Source organism: Cupriavidus sp. 05L310, assembly GCF_056398185.1.
The window spans coordinates 1-14,885 of the sequence record NZ_JBFTOX010000016.1; the positions used below are offsets into that span (position 1 = coordinate 1).

Genomic DNA, 14,885 nt, shown 5'->3' on the forward strand with positions numbered 1-14,885 from the left:
GAAGTGTATGTCGGCGCCGGCTACGGTCCTGTGTTCTTCAAGTATTCGCAGGCGCTGACCAACCTGTTCGGATTCGCCGACAGCAAGTACAGCTACTACGCCGACCTGTCGGCCAATGTGCCGCTGAATTTCTGGGACCTGACGCTGAACGCCCACGTGGGCTACCAGAACGTGAAACACGTGAACAGCGCCTCGTACACGGACTGGAAGCTGGGGCTGACCAAGGACCTGGGCAAGGGCTTCGCACTGGCGATCGCCTATATCGATACCAATGCCCACAACTCGGTCTACACCAATACGTCTGGCCGCTATGTCGGCAAGGCTACCGCCTGGGCTTCGATCACCAAGACTTTCTAAACACGCATCAGGTTGAGCGGGCGCCGGACGCACGCCGGGCCGTCCCGCTCAGAGGAGAAATCGGATGAAACTGATCATCGCCGTCATCAAGCCGTTCAAGCTCGACGAGGTGCGCGAAGCGCTCTCGGATGTGGGCGTGTCCGGCATCACCGTGACTGAAGTCAAGGGCTTCGGTCGCCAGAAGGGTCACACCGAACTGTACCGGGGCGCGGAGTACATCGTGGACTTCCTGCCCAAGGTGAAGATCGAAGTGGCCGTCCCGGACGATGTGGTCGACCGGGCCATCGAGGCGATCGAGAAATCGGCGCGGACCGGCAAGATTGGCGACGGCAAGATCTTTGTCGCGCCCATCGAGCAGGTCATCCGCATTCGTACCGGCGAGACCGGCGGCGACGCGCTGTGACGCACAGCCCAACGACAAGAGGTTAATCACAATGAAATCCTGGTTCAAGCGCATCCTGACAACCGGCGCCGTGGCGCTGGCCCTGGGCACGGCCGGCATCGGCCTGTCCACCCACGCCGTGGCACAGGACAAGCCCGCGCCCGAAGCCTCCGCGCCGGCCGCTGCCACCGCCGTACCTGCAGCTGCCCCTGCTCCCGCGGCAGCGGCGGCTGCGCCTGCAGAGGCTGCCGCCCCCGCCGCGGCGCCTGCACCGGTGCCCAACAAGGGCGATACCGCGTGGCTGCTGGTTTCCACGGCGTTCGTGATCCTGATGACGCTGCCGGGCCTGGCACTGTTCTACGGCGGCCTGGTCCGCTCGAAGAACATGCTGTCGGTGCTGATGCAGTGCCTGGTGATCTTCTCGCTGGTGTCGCTGCTGTGGGCCATCTACGGCTACAGCTTCGCCTTCACCGAGGGCAACGCCTTCTTTGGCGGCACCGACCGGCTCTTCATGAAGGGGCTCAACGTCGATGCCGTGGCTGCCACCTTCAGCAAGGGCGTGGTGGTGCCGGAACTGGCTTACTTCGCATTCCAGTGCGCTTTCGCGGCCATTACCTGCGGCCTGATCATCGGCGCCTTTGCCGAACGCGCCAAGTTCTCGGCCGTGCTGGTGTTCGTGGTGCTGTGGTTCACCTTCTCGTACATCCCGATGGCCCATATGGTCTGGTTCTGGCCCGGTCCTGACCTGTACACCGACGCGGCAGCAGGTACCGCAGCCACCGCCAAGGCTGGCTGGCTGTTCCAGAAGGGCGCGCTCGACTTCGCCGGCGGCACGGTGGTGCACATCAACGCAGCCGTCGCTGGCCTGGTGGGTGCCTTCATGTTCGGCAAGCGCATCGGATTCGGCCGTGAGGCCCTGCGTCCGCACAGCCTGACCTTCACCATGGTCGGCGCCTCGCTGCTGTGGTTCGGATGGTTCGGTTTCAACGCCGGTTCGGCGCTGGAAGCCAACGGTTCGGCTGCGCTGGCCTTTGTCAACACGCTGCTGGCGACCTGCGCCGCAGTGCTGTCCTGGACCTTCGGCGAATGGATCAGCAAGGGCAAGCCCTCGATGCTGGGCGGCGCTTCGGGCGCGGTGGCAGGCCTGGTGGCCATCACCCCGGCGGCCGGCTTCGTGGGCCCGATGGGCTCCATCGTGATCGGTATCGCCGCTGGCCTGCTGTGCCTGTGGGGCGTGACCGGCCTGAAGAAGCTGCTGGGCATGGACGACTCCCTGGATGTCTTTGGCGTGCACGGCGTGGGCGGCATCCTGGGTGCGTTGCTGACCGGCGTGTTTGCCTCGCCGAGCCTGGGCGGCACGGGGATTTACGACTACGTGACCAATAAGGTGGCGGACGACTATTCGATCATGGGCCAGTTGTGGATCCAGTTCGAAGGCGTGCTTACCACCATCGTGTGGTCGGGCGTGGTGGCCTTCGTGGCCTTCAAGCTGGTGGATATGCTGATCGGCCTGCGGGTGCCGGAAGAAGAAGAGCGCGAGGGCCTGGATATCACCTCGCACGGCGAGACCGCGTATGAAGCCTGATCGCAATGGTGTTGTGCTGGAGAGCTGATTGGGAATCTTCTCTCAGGAGTTTCGCCCGGCCTTGTGCCGGGCTTTTTTCGGTCAGGCGGCACGCTTCGTGGCGGAATCGGGGCGCATCCCGCCGTCATTGGCCGGGATGGCGGCGCTGTTCTTCGCAAAGTGCTTAAATCCGATCTTAAAAAGCTTCAATTGTTTTCAGGGGGTAGCGCACATACAGTGCGAGTGAGGCAGTTTCCTCCACCTGCAGAACGCTCCCCGTATCTGTCAGGCCATTTGAAAGCGCGGCTCCGGTCGCGCTTTTTTTTTCCTGCCCGCGGCCCTCGCCGGCAGGTCGCCCGGAAGTGTCTCCGATTGCTCCTGCGCCCACCCCCCCCCTTTTATTCCTGAGCCGCACCCCCATATCCGTATCCCTTATCCCTTATGCTGTCGCTCGCATATGCTTATTCAGGCGGCGCCAGCAGCCAATTGGCCGTTCCTCTACAATCTGGGCGAACGATAAAGACGATCACTAGGATGTATATGGTCCCGCATCTCATCACCGCGCTGAACGGTCCGCTGCTCGAGCTGGAAAAAAAGATCCTGGATGCGACGCCGTCCATCGAGCGCTGGTTCAGGCTGGAATGGCAGGAACATACGCCTCCGTTCTATTGTTCGGTCGACCTGCGCAATGCCGGCTTCAAGCTGGCCCCGGTCGATACCAACCTGTTCCCCGGCGGCTTCAACAACCTGGCGCCCGAAATGTTGCCCTTGGCCGTCCAGGCGGCCATGGCGGCAATCGAGAAGATCTGCCCGGACGCCAAGAACCTGCTGCTGATCCCCGAGCGCCACACCCGTAACATGTTCTACCTGCAGAACGTGGCGCGGCTGTCGCTGATCATGCGCCAGGCCGGTCTTAATGTCCGCCTGGGCTCGCTGTCCGAAGACATCACCGAACCGACCCCGATCGAGTTGCCCGACGGCCAGACGCTGGTGGTGGAGCCGTTGGCCCGCCTGGGCGCGCGCGGTCGCCGCCTGGGGCTGAAGGACTTCGATCCCTGCTCGATCCTGCTCAACAACGATCTCTCCGCCGGCATTCCGCCGATCCTGGAGAACATCAACGAGCAATACCTGCTGCCGCCGCTGCACGCGGGCTGGTCGACGCGCCGCAAGTCGAGCCATTTCGCCGCCTACGACGAGGTTGCCAAGAAGTTTGCCAAGCTGATCGACGTCGATCCGTGGATGGTCAACCCGTACTTCGCCAAGTGCTCGGGCATCGATTTCCACGAGCGCGTGGGTGAAGAGGCACTGGCCGACTCGGTCGAAGGCGTGCTCAAGAAGATCGCCAAGAAGTACCGCGAGTACGGCATCAAGGAAACACCCTATGTGGTGGTCAAGGCCGACGCGGGCACCTACGGCATGGGCATCATGACCATCAAGGATCCTTCCGAAATCAAGGGGCTGAACCGCAAGGAACGCAACAAGATGAGCGTCGTCAAGGAAGGCCTTGAGGTCAACGACGTCATCATCCAGGAAGGGGTGCACACCTTCGAGAAGGTCAACGAGGCGGTGGCCGAGCCGGTGGTGTACATGATCGACCGCTATGTGGTCGGCGGCTTCTACCGCGTCCATACAGGCCGCGGCAACGACGAGAACCTGAATGCGCCGGGCATGCATTTCGTGCCACTGGCCTTCGCGCCCAATGGCATTCCCGACAGCCATGCCAAGCCTGGCGCAGCGGTGCCGAACCGTTTCTACATGTACGGCGTGGTGGCGAGGCTGGCCTTGCTGGCGGCGTCGCTGGAACTCGAGAAGACGGACCCGAATCCGATTCTCTGACATGTCTGAAATGGCGCTGCCCCGCTGGCGGCGCCTTGACGCGCCGCGCAAACCACGCGGCAACCCTGCGACCGGGACGAGCCATCATGCGTATTCTGTTTATTACCGATCCGCTGCACACCTTCAAGACCTACAAGGATTCGACGTACGCCATGATGGTCGAGGCGGTCGAGCGCGGGCACGAGCTGTTTTCTTGCCTGCAGTCGCAGCTGTCGCTGTCGGCCGACCAGGTGGAGGCGGTTGTGCATCCGCTGCAACTCACAGGCGATCCGCATGACTGGTACCGCACCGGCGAGGCCAGCCTGCAGCTGCTGACGGGCTTCGATGCCGTGCTGATGCGCAAGGACCCGCCGTTCGACATGGAATACGTCACCAGCACCTGGCTGCTGGAACTGGCGGAGTCGCAGGGCGCCAATGTGTTCAACAAGCCGCAGGCGGTTCGCGACCATTCCGAGAAGCTGGCGATTGCCCAGTATCCCGAATTCATCACGCCGACGCTGGTCACGCGGGATGCCGACCGTATCCGCGCTTTCCATGCGGAGCATCGCGATGTCATTCTCAAGCCGCTCGACGGCATGGGCGGGATGGGAATCTTCCGGGTCGGCCCGGACGGCATGAACCTTGGCGCCATCATCGAGACCCTGGGCGAGGACGGCGCGCGCACCCTGATGGTGCAGCGCTATATCCCCGCCATCAAGGACGGCGACAAGCGCATCCTGCTGATCGGCGGCGTGCCCGTGCCATATTCGCTGGCGCGCATTCCCAAGGATGGCGAAGTGCGCGGCAACCTGGCCGCGGGTGGTACCGGCCGCGCCCAGGAGCTTTCCGCGCGCGACCGCGAAATCGCCGAGTCGCTGGCGCCGGGCCTGTGGGAGCGCGGTTTGCTGCTGGTCGGGCTGGATGTGATCGGCGATTACCTCACCGAAGTCAATGTGACGAGTCCGACCTGTTTTCAGGAAATCACCCAGCAGACCGGCTTCCAGGTTGCCGCCATGTTTATCGATGCGCTGGAGCAAGCCGTGCAGGCCCGTGGCCGCTGAGCTGTTGGCGCCGCGCCAAACCGGGGCGCCGAGCTGAATCTCCGGCCAGCGTGCCTGCTACAATCGCGTCAATCCAACGGATTCACCACCATGGCAGGCATCCTGATCATCGCGCACGCCCCGCTGGCTTCGGCATTGCGCGAGTGCGCCGCCCACGTCTACTGCGGCCAGCCGCAACGGCTTGAAGCCATCGACGTCATGCCCGACGCCGAGCCTGCGGCCGTGCTGGCCGAAGCCCGGCGGCGCCTGGCCGAGGTCAGCGAAGACAATGGCGCGCTGGTGTTGACCGATATCTTTGGTGCCACGCCGGCCAATATCGCGGCCCGCCTCGCCGAGCCGGGCCGCGTCAAGGTGCTCGCCGGCGTCAATCTTCCCATGCTGGTGCGTGCCATTTGCTACCGTACCGAGAAACTCGACCAGCTTGCCCTCAAGGCGCTGGCGGGAGGCTCGCAGGGTGTGCTGCAGGTAGGCTCCACCACCGTCCAGAACCAGATCGCAAATCATCCCGACAAATATGCTGCAGAGGGACACCAACATCATCAATAAGCTCGGGCTGCATGCACGGGCTTCCGCCAAGCTGACGCAACTGGCGGGTAACTTCGTCAGTCAGGTCAAGATGTCGCGCAACGGTCGGCAAGTCGACGCCAAGAGCATCATGGGCGTGATGATGCTGGCCGCCGGCATCGGCTCCACCGTGACCATCGAGACCGACGGACCCGATGAGCAAGAGGCGATGGACGCGTTGCTGGCGCTCATCGCCAACCGCTTCGGCGAAGGAGAGTAGGAAGCCGATTCGGGATGAAAGCGGCGGCACGGAACGCCGCGGCGCGCCTGGCCAGGGCCGCTTCGTTTCATCCTGGCACCGCTTCCAAGGTTGCTGGCCCTGGCCAGACTTTTTAAACGTTCCTGACGGAGCGGTACATGCCATTTGCCCTGCACGGCATCCCGGTCTCGCGCGGCGTCGCCATCGGGCGCGCGCATTTGCTGGCGCCTGCTGCGCTTGATGTCTCCCATTACCTGGTCGACGAAGATCGGCTTGAGGCCGAGGTGGAACGCCTGCGCGCGGCACGCGCGGCGGTGCGGGCCGAACTGGTCACGCTAAAGCGCGATCTCCCGCGCGAAGCCCCGGAAGAGCTGGGCGCCTTCCTTGATGTGCATGCGATGATCCTCGACGACGAGGCGCTTGCGCGCGAGCCCGAGGCACTGATCCGCAACCGGCGCTATAACGCCGAATGGGCGCTGACCACGCGGCTCGAAGAACTGATGCGGCAGTTCGACGAAATCGAGGACGAATACCTGCGCGAACGCAAGGCGGATATCCGCCAGGTGGTCGAGCGCATTCTCAAGGTGCTGGCCGGCGCGGCCGTGCTGGCGCCGGCCCCGGTGCCGCCTTCGTCCCTGGCGCCCGATGGCGAGCCGGCACCCGGCGTGATCGTGGTGGCCCACGACATCTCGCCGGCCGACATGCTGCAGTTTCGCCATACCGTGTTCCACGGCTTCGTGACCGATCTCGGCGGGCGCACCTCCCATACCGCCATCGTCGCGCGCAGCCTCGACATCCCTGCCGCGGTGGGCGTGCAAAGCGCCAGCGAACTCATCCGCCAGGACGACTGGGTCATCATCGATGGCGATGCCGGCCTGGTCATCGTCGATCCGTCGGCCATCATCCTCGAGGAATACCGGCACAGGCAGAGCGAGCGGGCACTGGAGAAAAAGCGCCTGCAACGCCTGCGCCATACGCCTGCCGTGACGCTGGACGGGCTTGAGATCGACCTGCTGGCCAATATCGAGATGTCCGAAGACGCGACCGCGGCGCTGACCGCCGGCGCGGTCGGCGTGGGCCTGTTCCGCTCGGAATTCCTGTTTATGAACCGACGCGGGGAGCTGCCCGACGAGGAAGAGCAGTTCCAGGCATATCGCGGCGCGGTGGACGCCATGCACGGGCTGCCGGTCACCATCCGCACCATCGATATCGGCGCCGACAAGCCGCTGGATGGCCGGGAGGGGCGCGATGGGCGCGGCGACGATTTCGAAACCGCGCTCAACCCCGCGCTCGGCTTGCGCGCGATCCGCTGGTCGCTGTCCGAGCCGGCCATGTTCCTGACCCAGTTGCGTGCATTGCTGCGGGCCTCGGCCTTCGGGCCGGTGCGGCTGCTGATCCCGATGCTGGCCCACGCGCGCGAGATAGACCAGACTCTGGACCTGATCGCACAGGCCAAGCGCCAGCTTGACGTCCGTGGCCAGGCTTTCGACCCGTTTATCAGGGTCGGAGCGATGATCGAGATCCCGGCCGCCGTGCTGATGCTGCCGCTGTTCCTGCGGCGCATGGATTTCCTCTCCATCGGCACCAACGACCTGATCCAGTACACGCTTGCCATCGACCGCGCCGATAACGCCGTGGCCCATCTCTACGACCCGCTGCATCCGGCGGTGCTGCAACTGATCGCGCGCACCATCCGCGAGGCCAACCACGCCGGCGTGCCGGTGGCGGTGTGCGGCGAAATGGCCGGAGATCCCGCCATGACCCGGCTACTGCTGGGCATGGGGCTGCGCGAATTCTCGATGCATCCTTCGCAGTTGCTGCGGGTCAAGCAGGAAGTCCTGCATGCCGACTGCGAACGGCTGGAACGGCTGGTCGAGCAGGTGCTGAGCGCCTACGAGCCGGAGGAACTGGCCTGCGCGCTGAAGCAGCTCTGATTGCGACTGACAACCCTGTACAGACTAAGGTTTTTCGGGAAATGCAACACTCTCAGTGAGCATTATAAGGCACTTTAATGCGGCTTGTGACGTTGTCTCAATCCACAATTTCCTGCGTAAGTGCCGTGTGGTTGGCATGTACATTTTGTGGCTTAATGGGAATTGTTATCATTTTCGATCTCTGATATTCTGACGTACATCGCGGGTGACATGCCGGTGTCACCCCTCTCTCAAGGAGGGATTTGTGTACGTTTGCATCTGCAATCAGGTTACTGACCGAGAAATCCATGGGGCCGCGCATCTTGGCGTGGCCACGCTCGACGAGCTGGCTGAAACGCTGGGCGTGGGCACCTGCTGTGGCCGTTGCCGCGAATGCGCGCAACAGGTCCTTTGCGAAGGCGTCGCCGCGGTCCGCAATGTCAAGGTCGCCACCATCCAGGTCGTGGACATTTCCTCCTGTTCGCCTTCGGGTCCACGTGCCATAATGGACACTCGGGACCCGGCAGTCGCGAACGATCAGCGTACCGAGCTGGTTGCTTGAACTCGCCCGTAACTATCAGGTTACGGCGCGGTTTCGGTCGTTCAGACTGCATGCGGCGCGTCTTGCGCCGCTTCGCGTTTTTGCGGGGGCCCGTTGCTACAGGAGCCTCCTATGAAAGGTGACAAGAAGGTCATCCAACATCTGAACGCGCAGCTGAAGAACGAGCTGACCGCGATCAACCAATACTTCCTGCATGCTCGCATGTACCGCCACTGGGGCCTCAAGAAGCTCGGCGACGTGGAGTACAAAGAATCCATCGGCGAGATGAAGCACGCCGATCGCCTGATCGACCGCATCCTCATGCTCGATGGGCTGCCCAACCTGCAAGACCTCAACAAGCTGCTGCTGGGCGAAGACACCCCGGAAATGCTCAAGTGCGACCTGAAGCTCGAGCAAGGCGCGCATGCCACCGTCAAGGAAGGCATTACTTACTGCGAATCGGTGGGCGACTACGTTAGCCGCGAGATCCTGGTCGACATCCTGACCGACACCGAAGAGCATATCGAGTACCTCGAAACGCAGCTCGACCTGATCGACAAGGTTGGTCTGCCGAACTATCTGCAGTCGCAGATGGAGCCGGGCGAGCAGTAATCCGCCCAGCAGTCGGCCGCGGGTTCGCAAGAACGCAGTGGCCGCGCTCGCGCGGCGCCGTTCGGTGCTGCCGCCTCTCCCCGCATCCGGGTAGTAACTCTTCTCATTCGGATTCCCATTCCTTGCCAGTCGCTTCGCAGCCATCGCCGTTGCCGTGCCGGCGCCAGCTTGCCCGCGATCCGCGCGTGCAGCGGCGAGAGGCGCCAGATAGCATATAGGGTGCAGATGAGCGAGCGCACGCATTCGCAAACGCCACGAAACAGGAGCCGAGGATCATGGCAGAACCCATTCGCCTGACGCAGTACAGCCATGGTGCCGGCTGCGGCTGCAAGATATCGCCACAGGTGCTCGATGTGATCCTGGCCGGCAGCGGCAATCAGCATCTCGACCCGCGCCTGTGGGTCGGCAATGCCTCCCGCGACGACGCGGCCGTCTACGCGCTGGACGGGCTGGATCACGGCCGCGGCGTGGTTTCCACCACCGATTTCTTCATGCCGATCGTCGATGATCCCTTCGACTTCGGACGCATCGCCGCCACCAATGCCATCAGCGACATTTATGCGATGGGGGGCGATCCGTTGCTGGCCATCGCCATCCTCGGCTGGCCGGTGAAGTTGCTGCCACCCGAGGTGGCGCGCGAGGTGGTGGCCGGTGGTCGGCGCGCCTGCGAGGATGCCGGCATCCCGCTTGCCGGCGGGCATTCCATCGATGCCCCGGAGCCCATCTTCGGGTTGGCGGTGACGGGTGTGGTCGACCGCGCGCACCTGAAGCGCAACGATACCGCCACCGCCGGGTGCCGCCTTTACCTGACCAAGCCGCTGGGCATCGGCGTGTTGACCACGGCCGAGAAGCAGGGCCGGCTGCGCGCGCAGGATGCGCACCTGGCGCGTGACTGGATGTGCGTGCTCAACCGCCCCGGCAGCCGTTTTGGCAAGCTGGCCGGCGTGCGGGCCATGACGGACGTGACCGGCTTTGGTCTGCTCGGGCACCTGGTTGAAATGGCCGATGGCAGCCGCCTTACCGCTCGCCTCGACTACTCGGCGGTGCCGCTGCTGCCGGAGGTATTGCGCTATGTGGACGCCGGTTGCGTGCCTGGCGGTACGCAGCGCAACTTCGATAGCTATGGCGCGCGGATTGGCGCCGGCATAGGCAACCTGGGCGGCGCGCTGAGCGAGGTGCAGCGCGCCGTGCTGTGCGATCCGCAAACCAGCGGCGGTCTGCTGGTGGCGGTCGAGCCTGCCGGCGAAGCCGAATTCCACGCTGCCTGTGCCGAGTCCGGCCTGGCATTGGCACCGGTTGGTGAGATGGTGGTGCAGGGCCAGTACGCCGTCGAGGTGATCTGATGCGCGACGATGCGTGCGATTTCCGCCGGCTTTTCCTGTCCGGTGCCGCTTTGCTCGATGTACGCGCGCCGGTGGAATTCGCGCGCGGTGCGTTCCCTGGCGCGGTGAACCTGCCGCTGATGGACGACGACGAGCGCCACCAGGTGGGCTTGTGCTATCAGGAGCAGGGGCAGCAGGCCGCGATCGCGCTGGGCCACCGCCTTGTGAGCGGCGACGTCCGCGCCGCGCGCACCGCCGCCTGGGCGGCGTTTGCGCGGGCGCATCCGGAGGGCTATCTGTATTGCTTCCGGGGAGGCATGCGTTCGCAGATCGTGCAGCAGTGGCTGCGCGACGATGCCGGCATTGCCTATCCGCGCGTGACGGGCGGCTACAAGGCGATGCGCGCTTACCTGATCGACGTCATCGATGCCGCCGCCGCCGAGTGCGGCCTGCTGATACTGGGCGGACTGACTGGCAGCGGCAAGACCGAGCTGATCGCCGACCTGATGGCTAGCCAGGATGCGGCCATCGACCTGGAGGGCGAGGCCCGCCATCGCGGTTCCAGTTTCGGCCGGCGCGCGGTCGCGCAGCCCACGCAAATCGATTTCGAGAGCGATCTGGCGGTCGCGCTGTTGCGCCACCGCGCGAGCGGGCGTGCTGCCCTGGTGGTCGAGGACGAAGGGCGCTTCATCGGCGCCCGGAACCTGCCGCAGTCCTTCTACCTCGCCATGCAGGCGGCGCCGCTGGTCTGGCTCGAGGAGCCTTTCGAGGCGCGCGTGGATCGTGTGCTGGAGGACTACGTGCTTGGCCTGTCGCAGGAATTCATCGAGGCGCTTGGCGAGGAGGCGGGATTCGCCGCTTATGCCGCACGCCTGCGGGATGCGATGGCGGCAATATCCAGGCGGCTCGGCGGAGCCCTCTACGAGCGGCTCTCCGACTTGCTGGGGCAGGCGCTGGAGCGCCAGGCCGAGTCGGGCCAGACCGAGCTGCACCGGGGATGGATCGGGGTTTTGCTGCGGCAATACTACGATCCCATGTATGCCTACCAGCGCGAGCGGCGCGAGGCCAGGATCGTATTCCGCGGCGAGCGCACCGCCGCGCTCGCCTTCCTGCGCGAGCGTACGCGCGCATGACTGGCGCTTAGTGGCCGGCGTCCCCGTGGGCCTCGCCGCCGCCGCAGACTTCGCAATCCGGCACGCGCCCAAGGCGCATGGTGGTCCATTCCATGCCGAGCGCATCGACCATCAGCAGCCGGCCGGCCAGGGTGGTGCCGATCCCCATCAGCAGCTTGAGCGCCTCTGCCGCTTGCACGGTGCCGACCATGCCCACCAGCGGCGCGAATACGCCCATGGTGGCGCAGGCCACTTCCTGCGCCGGCTGTGAGGGCGGGAACAGGCAGGCATAGCAGGGTGCGCCCGGCTGGCGGCGGTCGAACACGCTGATCTGCCCGTCGAAGCGCAGCGCAGCGCCGGACACCAGCGGCACGTTGTGCCGCACGCAGGCGCGGTTGACCGCCTGGCGCGTGTCGAAGTTGTCGCAGCAATCGAGCACCACATCGGCCCCGGCCACCAGTTGCGCCAGTTCGGCGGCGCCCACGCGAGCCTGCACCAGGCGGACGTCGATGCCGGGGTTGATGCGCAGCATGCCTTCACGCGCAGACTCCACCTTGGGTCGGCCGACATTGGCGGTGGTATGGATGACCTGGCGCTGCAGGTTGGTCAGGTCGACCACGTCGTCATCGACCACGGTAATGGTGCCAACGCCGGCGGAGGCCAGGTAGGGCAGGGCTGCGGCGCCCAGGCCGCCGGCGCCAATCACCAGCGCGTGGCTGGCCAGCAGCCGGCTCTGTCCCTCGATGCCGAGTTCGTCGAGCAGGATATGCCGCGAATAGCGCAGCAGTTGATCGTCGTTCATGGCGTGCAATGCAAAAGCGGCCCCGCGGGGCCGCTGTCGTCCATCAGGTTTTCAGGGAGCCTTGCCGGTCGGCGTGCCCAGCGGCGTTCCAATCGGTGCGCTCGCCGGCGGGGCGCTGGCTGGTGTCTTGCCGCCAGCTTTGGCCGGGGTGGTGCCAGACTTCGCGGAGGCCGGCTTGGCCGGCTTGTCCGACACGGCCACGGCTTCGAGCTTGGACTTCGAGCGCTTGACCGGCTGGCCTTCGAGCTGTGCGATCGCCTGCTGCAGCATGAAGTCCTCGGCCGAACCGAATTCGATCGGCTTCTTCTTGCGTTCCTTGTCGCGCTCTTCCGGCGACTTCTTGGCGTTGTCTTCCTCCAGCCGGCGCAACTCCTCGACGCGGCGCTGCTCGCGCTCGTTCATCTCGGGCTCCTCCGACTCCTGCTTGTTATGCAGGTGGCGCTCGGTGTCGATTTCGCGCGTGATCAGCGCGTCGTCAGGATCGCCTTCCGGGTTCTGGTCGACCGGGATGTCCGGGCGGATGCCCTTGGCCTGGATCGATTTGCCCGTCGGCGTGTAGTAGTACGCGATGGTCAGCTTGATGCCGGTGTCGTTGGTGAGCGGACGCACGGTCTGCACCGAGCCCTTGCCAAAGGTGGTCTTGCCCATGATCAGCGCACGCTTGTGGTCCTGCAGCGCACCGGCGACGATTTCGGAGGCTGATGCCGAGTAGGCGTTGGTCAGCACCACCATCGGGATCTTCTTGTACAGCGCCGGCAGGCTCTTGAGCGGATCGTCTTCGAGGGACGACAGCCGGTAGTTGTTGAACGTGGTCTTGTAGACGCGCTTGGCGTCGGGCACCTGGCCGTTGGTCGAGACCACGGTCACGTCATCGGGCAGGAACGCTGCCGCTACCCCGACCGCGCCTTGCAGCACGCCGCCGCCGTTATTGCGCAGGTCCAGGATCACGCCCTTGAGGTTCGGGTTCTTTTGCGCCAGTTCGTCCAGTTTCTTGCCCAGGTCCGCCACGGTGCGCTCCTGGAAGCTGGTCAGCCGCACCCAGGCGAGCTTGTCGTTGTCGATGAGCTTGGCCTTGACCGACTGCACGCGGATCTCGGCGCGCGTGATCGACACCGGGAAGGTGCGTTCCTCGCTCTTGCGATAGATGGTCAGCGTGACCTTGGTGCCCGGTTCGCCGCGCATGCGCTTGACAGCCTGTTCGAGCGGCAGGCCGCGCACGGGTTTGTCGTCGATACGGGTGATCAGGTCGCCGGGCTGGATGCCGGCACGGAAGGCGGGTGTGTCTTCGATCGGGTTGATCACCTTGACCAGCCCTTCTTCCTGGGAGATTTCGATCCCCAGGCCGGCGAAGCGGCCGCGCGTGCCTTCCTGCAGTTCCTTGAAATCCTTCTCGTCCAGATAGGCCGAATGCGGATCCAGGCTGGCGACCATGCCCTTGATGGCTTCAGTCAGCAGCTTCTTGTCATCGACCGGCTCTACGTACTCGCGCTTGATCTGGCCAAAGATGTCCGCCATCAGGCGCAGTTGCTCCAGCGGCAGGGGCCCTGAAGAGTTCTGCGCGGTGGCCGATAGCTGCAGCGTGGCGAGCACGCCGGCAACGAGTCCGGCAGAAACAAGACTTATGTTCTTGAGCGTCTTACGCATGAGGGCTGCCTGAACGTGTGAGGATTGTGCTGTGTCGGAGCCGGCCTGGCGTATCACACCGGCCGGTTTTGTCCGACAGTATAAGAGGGAGCGGCAAAAAAGGCCTGATCCACTGCATGAGGCGGCCGGGCGATGCGCCTGGGCGGCGCCCGCCCGGCCCTTGCCTCAGCGTGCCTTGCCCTGGTTCGCCACGGCGGCCAGGGAGGCGGCGATCGCTTTCTGGTCGCCCAGGTAGTAATGACGCAGCGGGCGCAGGTCGGCGTCCAGCTCGTACACGAGCGGGGTGCCATTGGGGATATTGATGCCAACGATATCGTCATCCGAGACCTGGTCCAGATACTTCACCAGCGCGCGGATGCTGTTGCCATGGGCTGCGATCACCACGCGCTTCCCCGATTTGATGTCGGGCGCAATGGATTCGTTCCATAGCGGCAGCACGCGGGCCACCGTGTCCTTCAGGCATTCGGTCAGCGGGATCTGCTCGTGCGGCACCTGGGCATAGCGCGGATCGTCGTACGCGACGCGCGGATCGTCCGTTTCGAGCGCCGGAGGCGGCGTGTCGTAGCTGCGGCGCCATACCAGCACCTGCTCGTCGCCGAACTTGGCGGCGGTCTCGGCCTTGTTCAGGCCCGACAGCGCGCCGTAGTGGCGTTCGTTCAGGCGCCATTCGTTCCGGACCGGGATCCACATCAGGTCCATTTCGTCCTGCACGTGCCACAGCGTGCGGATAGCGCGCTTCAGCACCGAGGTATAGGCTACGTCGAAGCCCAGGCCGGCTTCCCGCAGCAGCTTGCCTCCCAGCTTGGCCTGGGCCACGCCGGTGTCGGTCAGGTCGACGTCGACCCAGCCAGTGAAGCGGTTTTCGAGATTCCACGTGGATTCGCCGTGGCGGATGAGAACGAGTTTGTACATGCTGCTTCCAAAGCGTGAGAAACCTGTGTGCGCCATGCCACATACCGCCGCAGTTGTGTCAAGTAGGAGACAATGGCGGGTCGCG

At 64.6% G+C, this 14,885-nt stretch carries 16 protein-coding genes; 13 read left to right on the forward strand and 3 right to left on the reverse strand.

Features of this window, described 5'->3' with window-relative positions; translation table 11 throughout:
• The 13 genes from AC1DS6_RS13605 to mnmH form a co-directional block, all read left to right on the forward strand.
• On the forward strand, positions 1-357 hold a 357-nt coding region (locus tag AC1DS6_RS13605), incomplete at its 5' end, for a TorF family putative porin (protein WP_441626944.1).
• A gap of 64 nt (positions 358-421) precedes the next feature.
• Positions 422-760, forward strand: a complete 339-nt coding sequence (locus AC1DS6_RS13610) for a P-II family nitrogen regulator (protein WP_006159494.1) — start codon at positions 422-424, stop codon at positions 758-760.
• A gap of 31 nt (positions 761-791) precedes the next feature.
• The gene (locus AC1DS6_RS13615; protein ID WP_045241381.1) at positions 792-2,324 is read left to right on the forward strand and encodes an ammonium transporter; all 1,533 of its coding nucleotides are present in this window, start codon (positions 792-794) and stop codon (positions 2,322-2,324) included.
• A 28-nt stretch (positions 2,325-2,352) separates the two neighbouring features.
• Positions 2,353-2,550, forward strand: a complete 198-nt coding sequence (locus AC1DS6_RS13620) for a hypothetical protein (RefSeq protein WP_441626946.1) — start codon at positions 2,353-2,355, stop codon at positions 2,548-2,550.
• Positions 2,551-2,843: 293 nt separating this feature from the next.
• On the forward strand, positions 2,844-4,139 hold the full coding sequence (gene gshA / locus AC1DS6_RS13625) for a glutamate--cysteine ligase (protein WP_035861103.1): 1,296 nt from the start codon (positions 2,844-2,846) through the stop codon (positions 4,137-4,139).
• A gap of 86 nt (positions 4,140-4,225) precedes the next feature.
• Positions 4,226-5,179 carry a glutathione synthase gene (gshB, locus tag AC1DS6_RS13630; RefSeq protein ID WP_441626948.1) on the forward strand — a complete coding sequence of 318 codons (954 nt, stop codon included), beginning with the start codon at positions 4,226-4,228 and terminating at the stop codon, positions 5,177-5,179.
• Between the two features lie 90 nt (positions 5,180-5,269).
• A complete protein-coding gene (locus AC1DS6_RS13635) occupies positions 5,270-5,725 on the forward strand; it encodes a PTS sugar transporter subunit IIA (RefSeq protein ID WP_035860999.1) in 456 nt (151 codons plus the stop codon).
• On the forward strand, positions 5,694-5,963 hold the full coding sequence (locus AC1DS6_RS13640; protein WP_035861002.1) for an HPr family phosphocarrier protein: 270 nt from the start codon (positions 5,694-5,696) through the stop codon (positions 5,961-5,963). The genes AC1DS6_RS13635 and AC1DS6_RS13640 overlap by 32 nt, the downstream gene beginning before the upstream one ends.
• A 137-nt stretch (positions 5,964-6,100) precedes the next feature.
• Complete coding sequence (gene ptsP / locus AC1DS6_RS13645; RefSeq protein WP_441626950.1) at positions 6,101-7,876, forward strand: phosphoenolpyruvate--protein phosphotransferase; 1,776 nt, start codon at positions 6,101-6,103, stop codon at positions 7,874-7,876.
• Between the two features lie 244 nt (positions 7,877-8,120).
• On the forward strand, positions 8,121-8,417 hold the full coding sequence (locus tag AC1DS6_RS13650; RefSeq protein ID WP_045241377.1) for a (2Fe-2S)-binding protein: 297 nt from the start codon (positions 8,121-8,123) through the stop codon (positions 8,415-8,417).
• A gap of 111 nt (positions 8,418-8,528) precedes the next feature.
• On the forward strand, positions 8,529-9,008 hold the full coding sequence (gene bfr, locus AC1DS6_RS13655) for a bacterioferritin (protein WP_035861007.1): 480 nt from the start codon (positions 8,529-8,531) through the stop codon (positions 9,006-9,008).
• Between the two features lie 275 nt (positions 9,009-9,283).
• Positions 9,284-10,351, forward strand: a complete 1,068-nt coding sequence (gene selD, locus AC1DS6_RS13660; protein WP_441626953.1) for a selenide, water dikinase SelD — start codon at positions 9,284-9,286, stop codon at positions 10,349-10,351.
• Positions 10,351-11,463: a tRNA 2-selenouridine(34) synthase MnmH gene (gene mnmH, locus AC1DS6_RS13665; RefSeq protein WP_441626955.1), complete on the forward strand. Its 1,113-nt coding sequence runs from the start codon at positions 10,351-10,353 to the stop codon at positions 11,461-11,463. The genes selD and mnmH overlap by 1 nt, the downstream gene beginning before the upstream one ends.
• 7 nt (positions 11,464-11,470) lie before the next feature.
• On the opposite strand, the gene AC1DS6_RS13670 is transcribed toward mnmH, so the two are convergent.
• The 3 genes from AC1DS6_RS13670 to gpmA form a co-directional block, all read right to left on the reverse strand.
• Positions 11,471-12,244 (reverse strand): HesA/MoeB/ThiF family protein, encoded by a 774-nt coding sequence (locus tag AC1DS6_RS13670; RefSeq protein ID WP_441626957.1) that lies wholly within the window; start codon positions 12,242-12,244, stop codon positions 11,471-11,473.
• Positions 12,245-12,295: 51 nt separating this feature from the next.
• Positions 12,296-13,888, reverse strand: coding sequence for a S41 family peptidase (locus AC1DS6_RS13675; RefSeq protein WP_441626959.1), 1,593 nt, complete (start codon positions 13,886-13,888; stop codon positions 12,296-12,298).
• A gap of 165 nt (positions 13,889-14,053) precedes the next feature.
• Positions 14,054-14,800, reverse strand: a complete 747-nt coding sequence (gpmA, locus tag AC1DS6_RS13680) for a 2,3-diphosphoglycerate-dependent phosphoglycerate mutase (RefSeq protein ID WP_477102594.1) — start codon at positions 14,798-14,800, stop codon at positions 14,054-14,056.
• Between the last annotated feature and the right edge of the window lie 85 nt (positions 14,801-14,885).

Coding starts and splice junctions, on each gene's coding strand:
- AC1DS6_RS13610 (WP_006159494.1), top strand. CDS start 422: ATGAAACTGATCATCGCCGTCATCAAGCCGTTCAAGCTCGACGAGGTG.
- AC1DS6_RS13615 (WP_045241381.1), top strand. CDS start 792: ATGAAATCCTGGTTCAAGCGCATCCTGACAACCGGCGCCGTGGCGCTG.
- gshA (WP_035861103.1), top strand. CDS start 2,844: ATGGTCCCGCATCTCATCACCGCGCTGAACGGTCCGCTGCTCGAGCTG.
- gshB (WP_441626948.1), top strand. CDS start 4,226: ATGCGTATTCTGTTTATTACCGATCCGCTGCACACCTTCAAGACCTAC.
- AC1DS6_RS13635 (WP_035860999.1), top strand. CDS start 5,270: ATGGCAGGCATCCTGATCATCGCGCACGCCCCGCTGGCTTCGGCATTG.
- AC1DS6_RS13640 (WP_035861002.1), top strand. CDS start 5,694: ATGCTGCAGAGGGACACCAACATCATCAATAAGCTCGGGCTGCATGCA.
- ptsP (WP_441626950.1), top strand. CDS start 6,101: ATGCCATTTGCCCTGCACGGCATCCCGGTCTCGCGCGGCGTCGCCATC.
- bfr (WP_035861007.1), top strand. CDS start 8,529: ATGAAAGGTGACAAGAAGGTCATCCAACATCTGAACGCGCAGCTGAAG.
- selD (WP_441626953.1), top strand. CDS start 9,284: ATGGCAGAACCCATTCGCCTGACGCAGTACAGCCATGGTGCCGGCTGC.
- mnmH (WP_441626955.1), top strand. CDS start 10,351: ATGCGCGACGATGCGTGCGATTTCCGCCGGCTTTTCCTGTCCGGTGCC.
- AC1DS6_RS13670 (WP_441626957.1), bottom strand. CDS start 12,244: ATGAACGACGATCAACTGCTGCGCTATTCGCGGCATATCCTGCTCGAC.
- AC1DS6_RS13675 (WP_441626959.1), bottom strand. CDS start 13,888: ATGCGTAAGACGCTCAAGAACATAAGTCTTGTTTCTGCCGGACTCGTT.
- gpmA (WP_477102594.1), bottom strand. CDS start 14,800: ATGTACAAACTCGTTCTCATCCGCCACGGCGAATCCACGTGGAATCTC.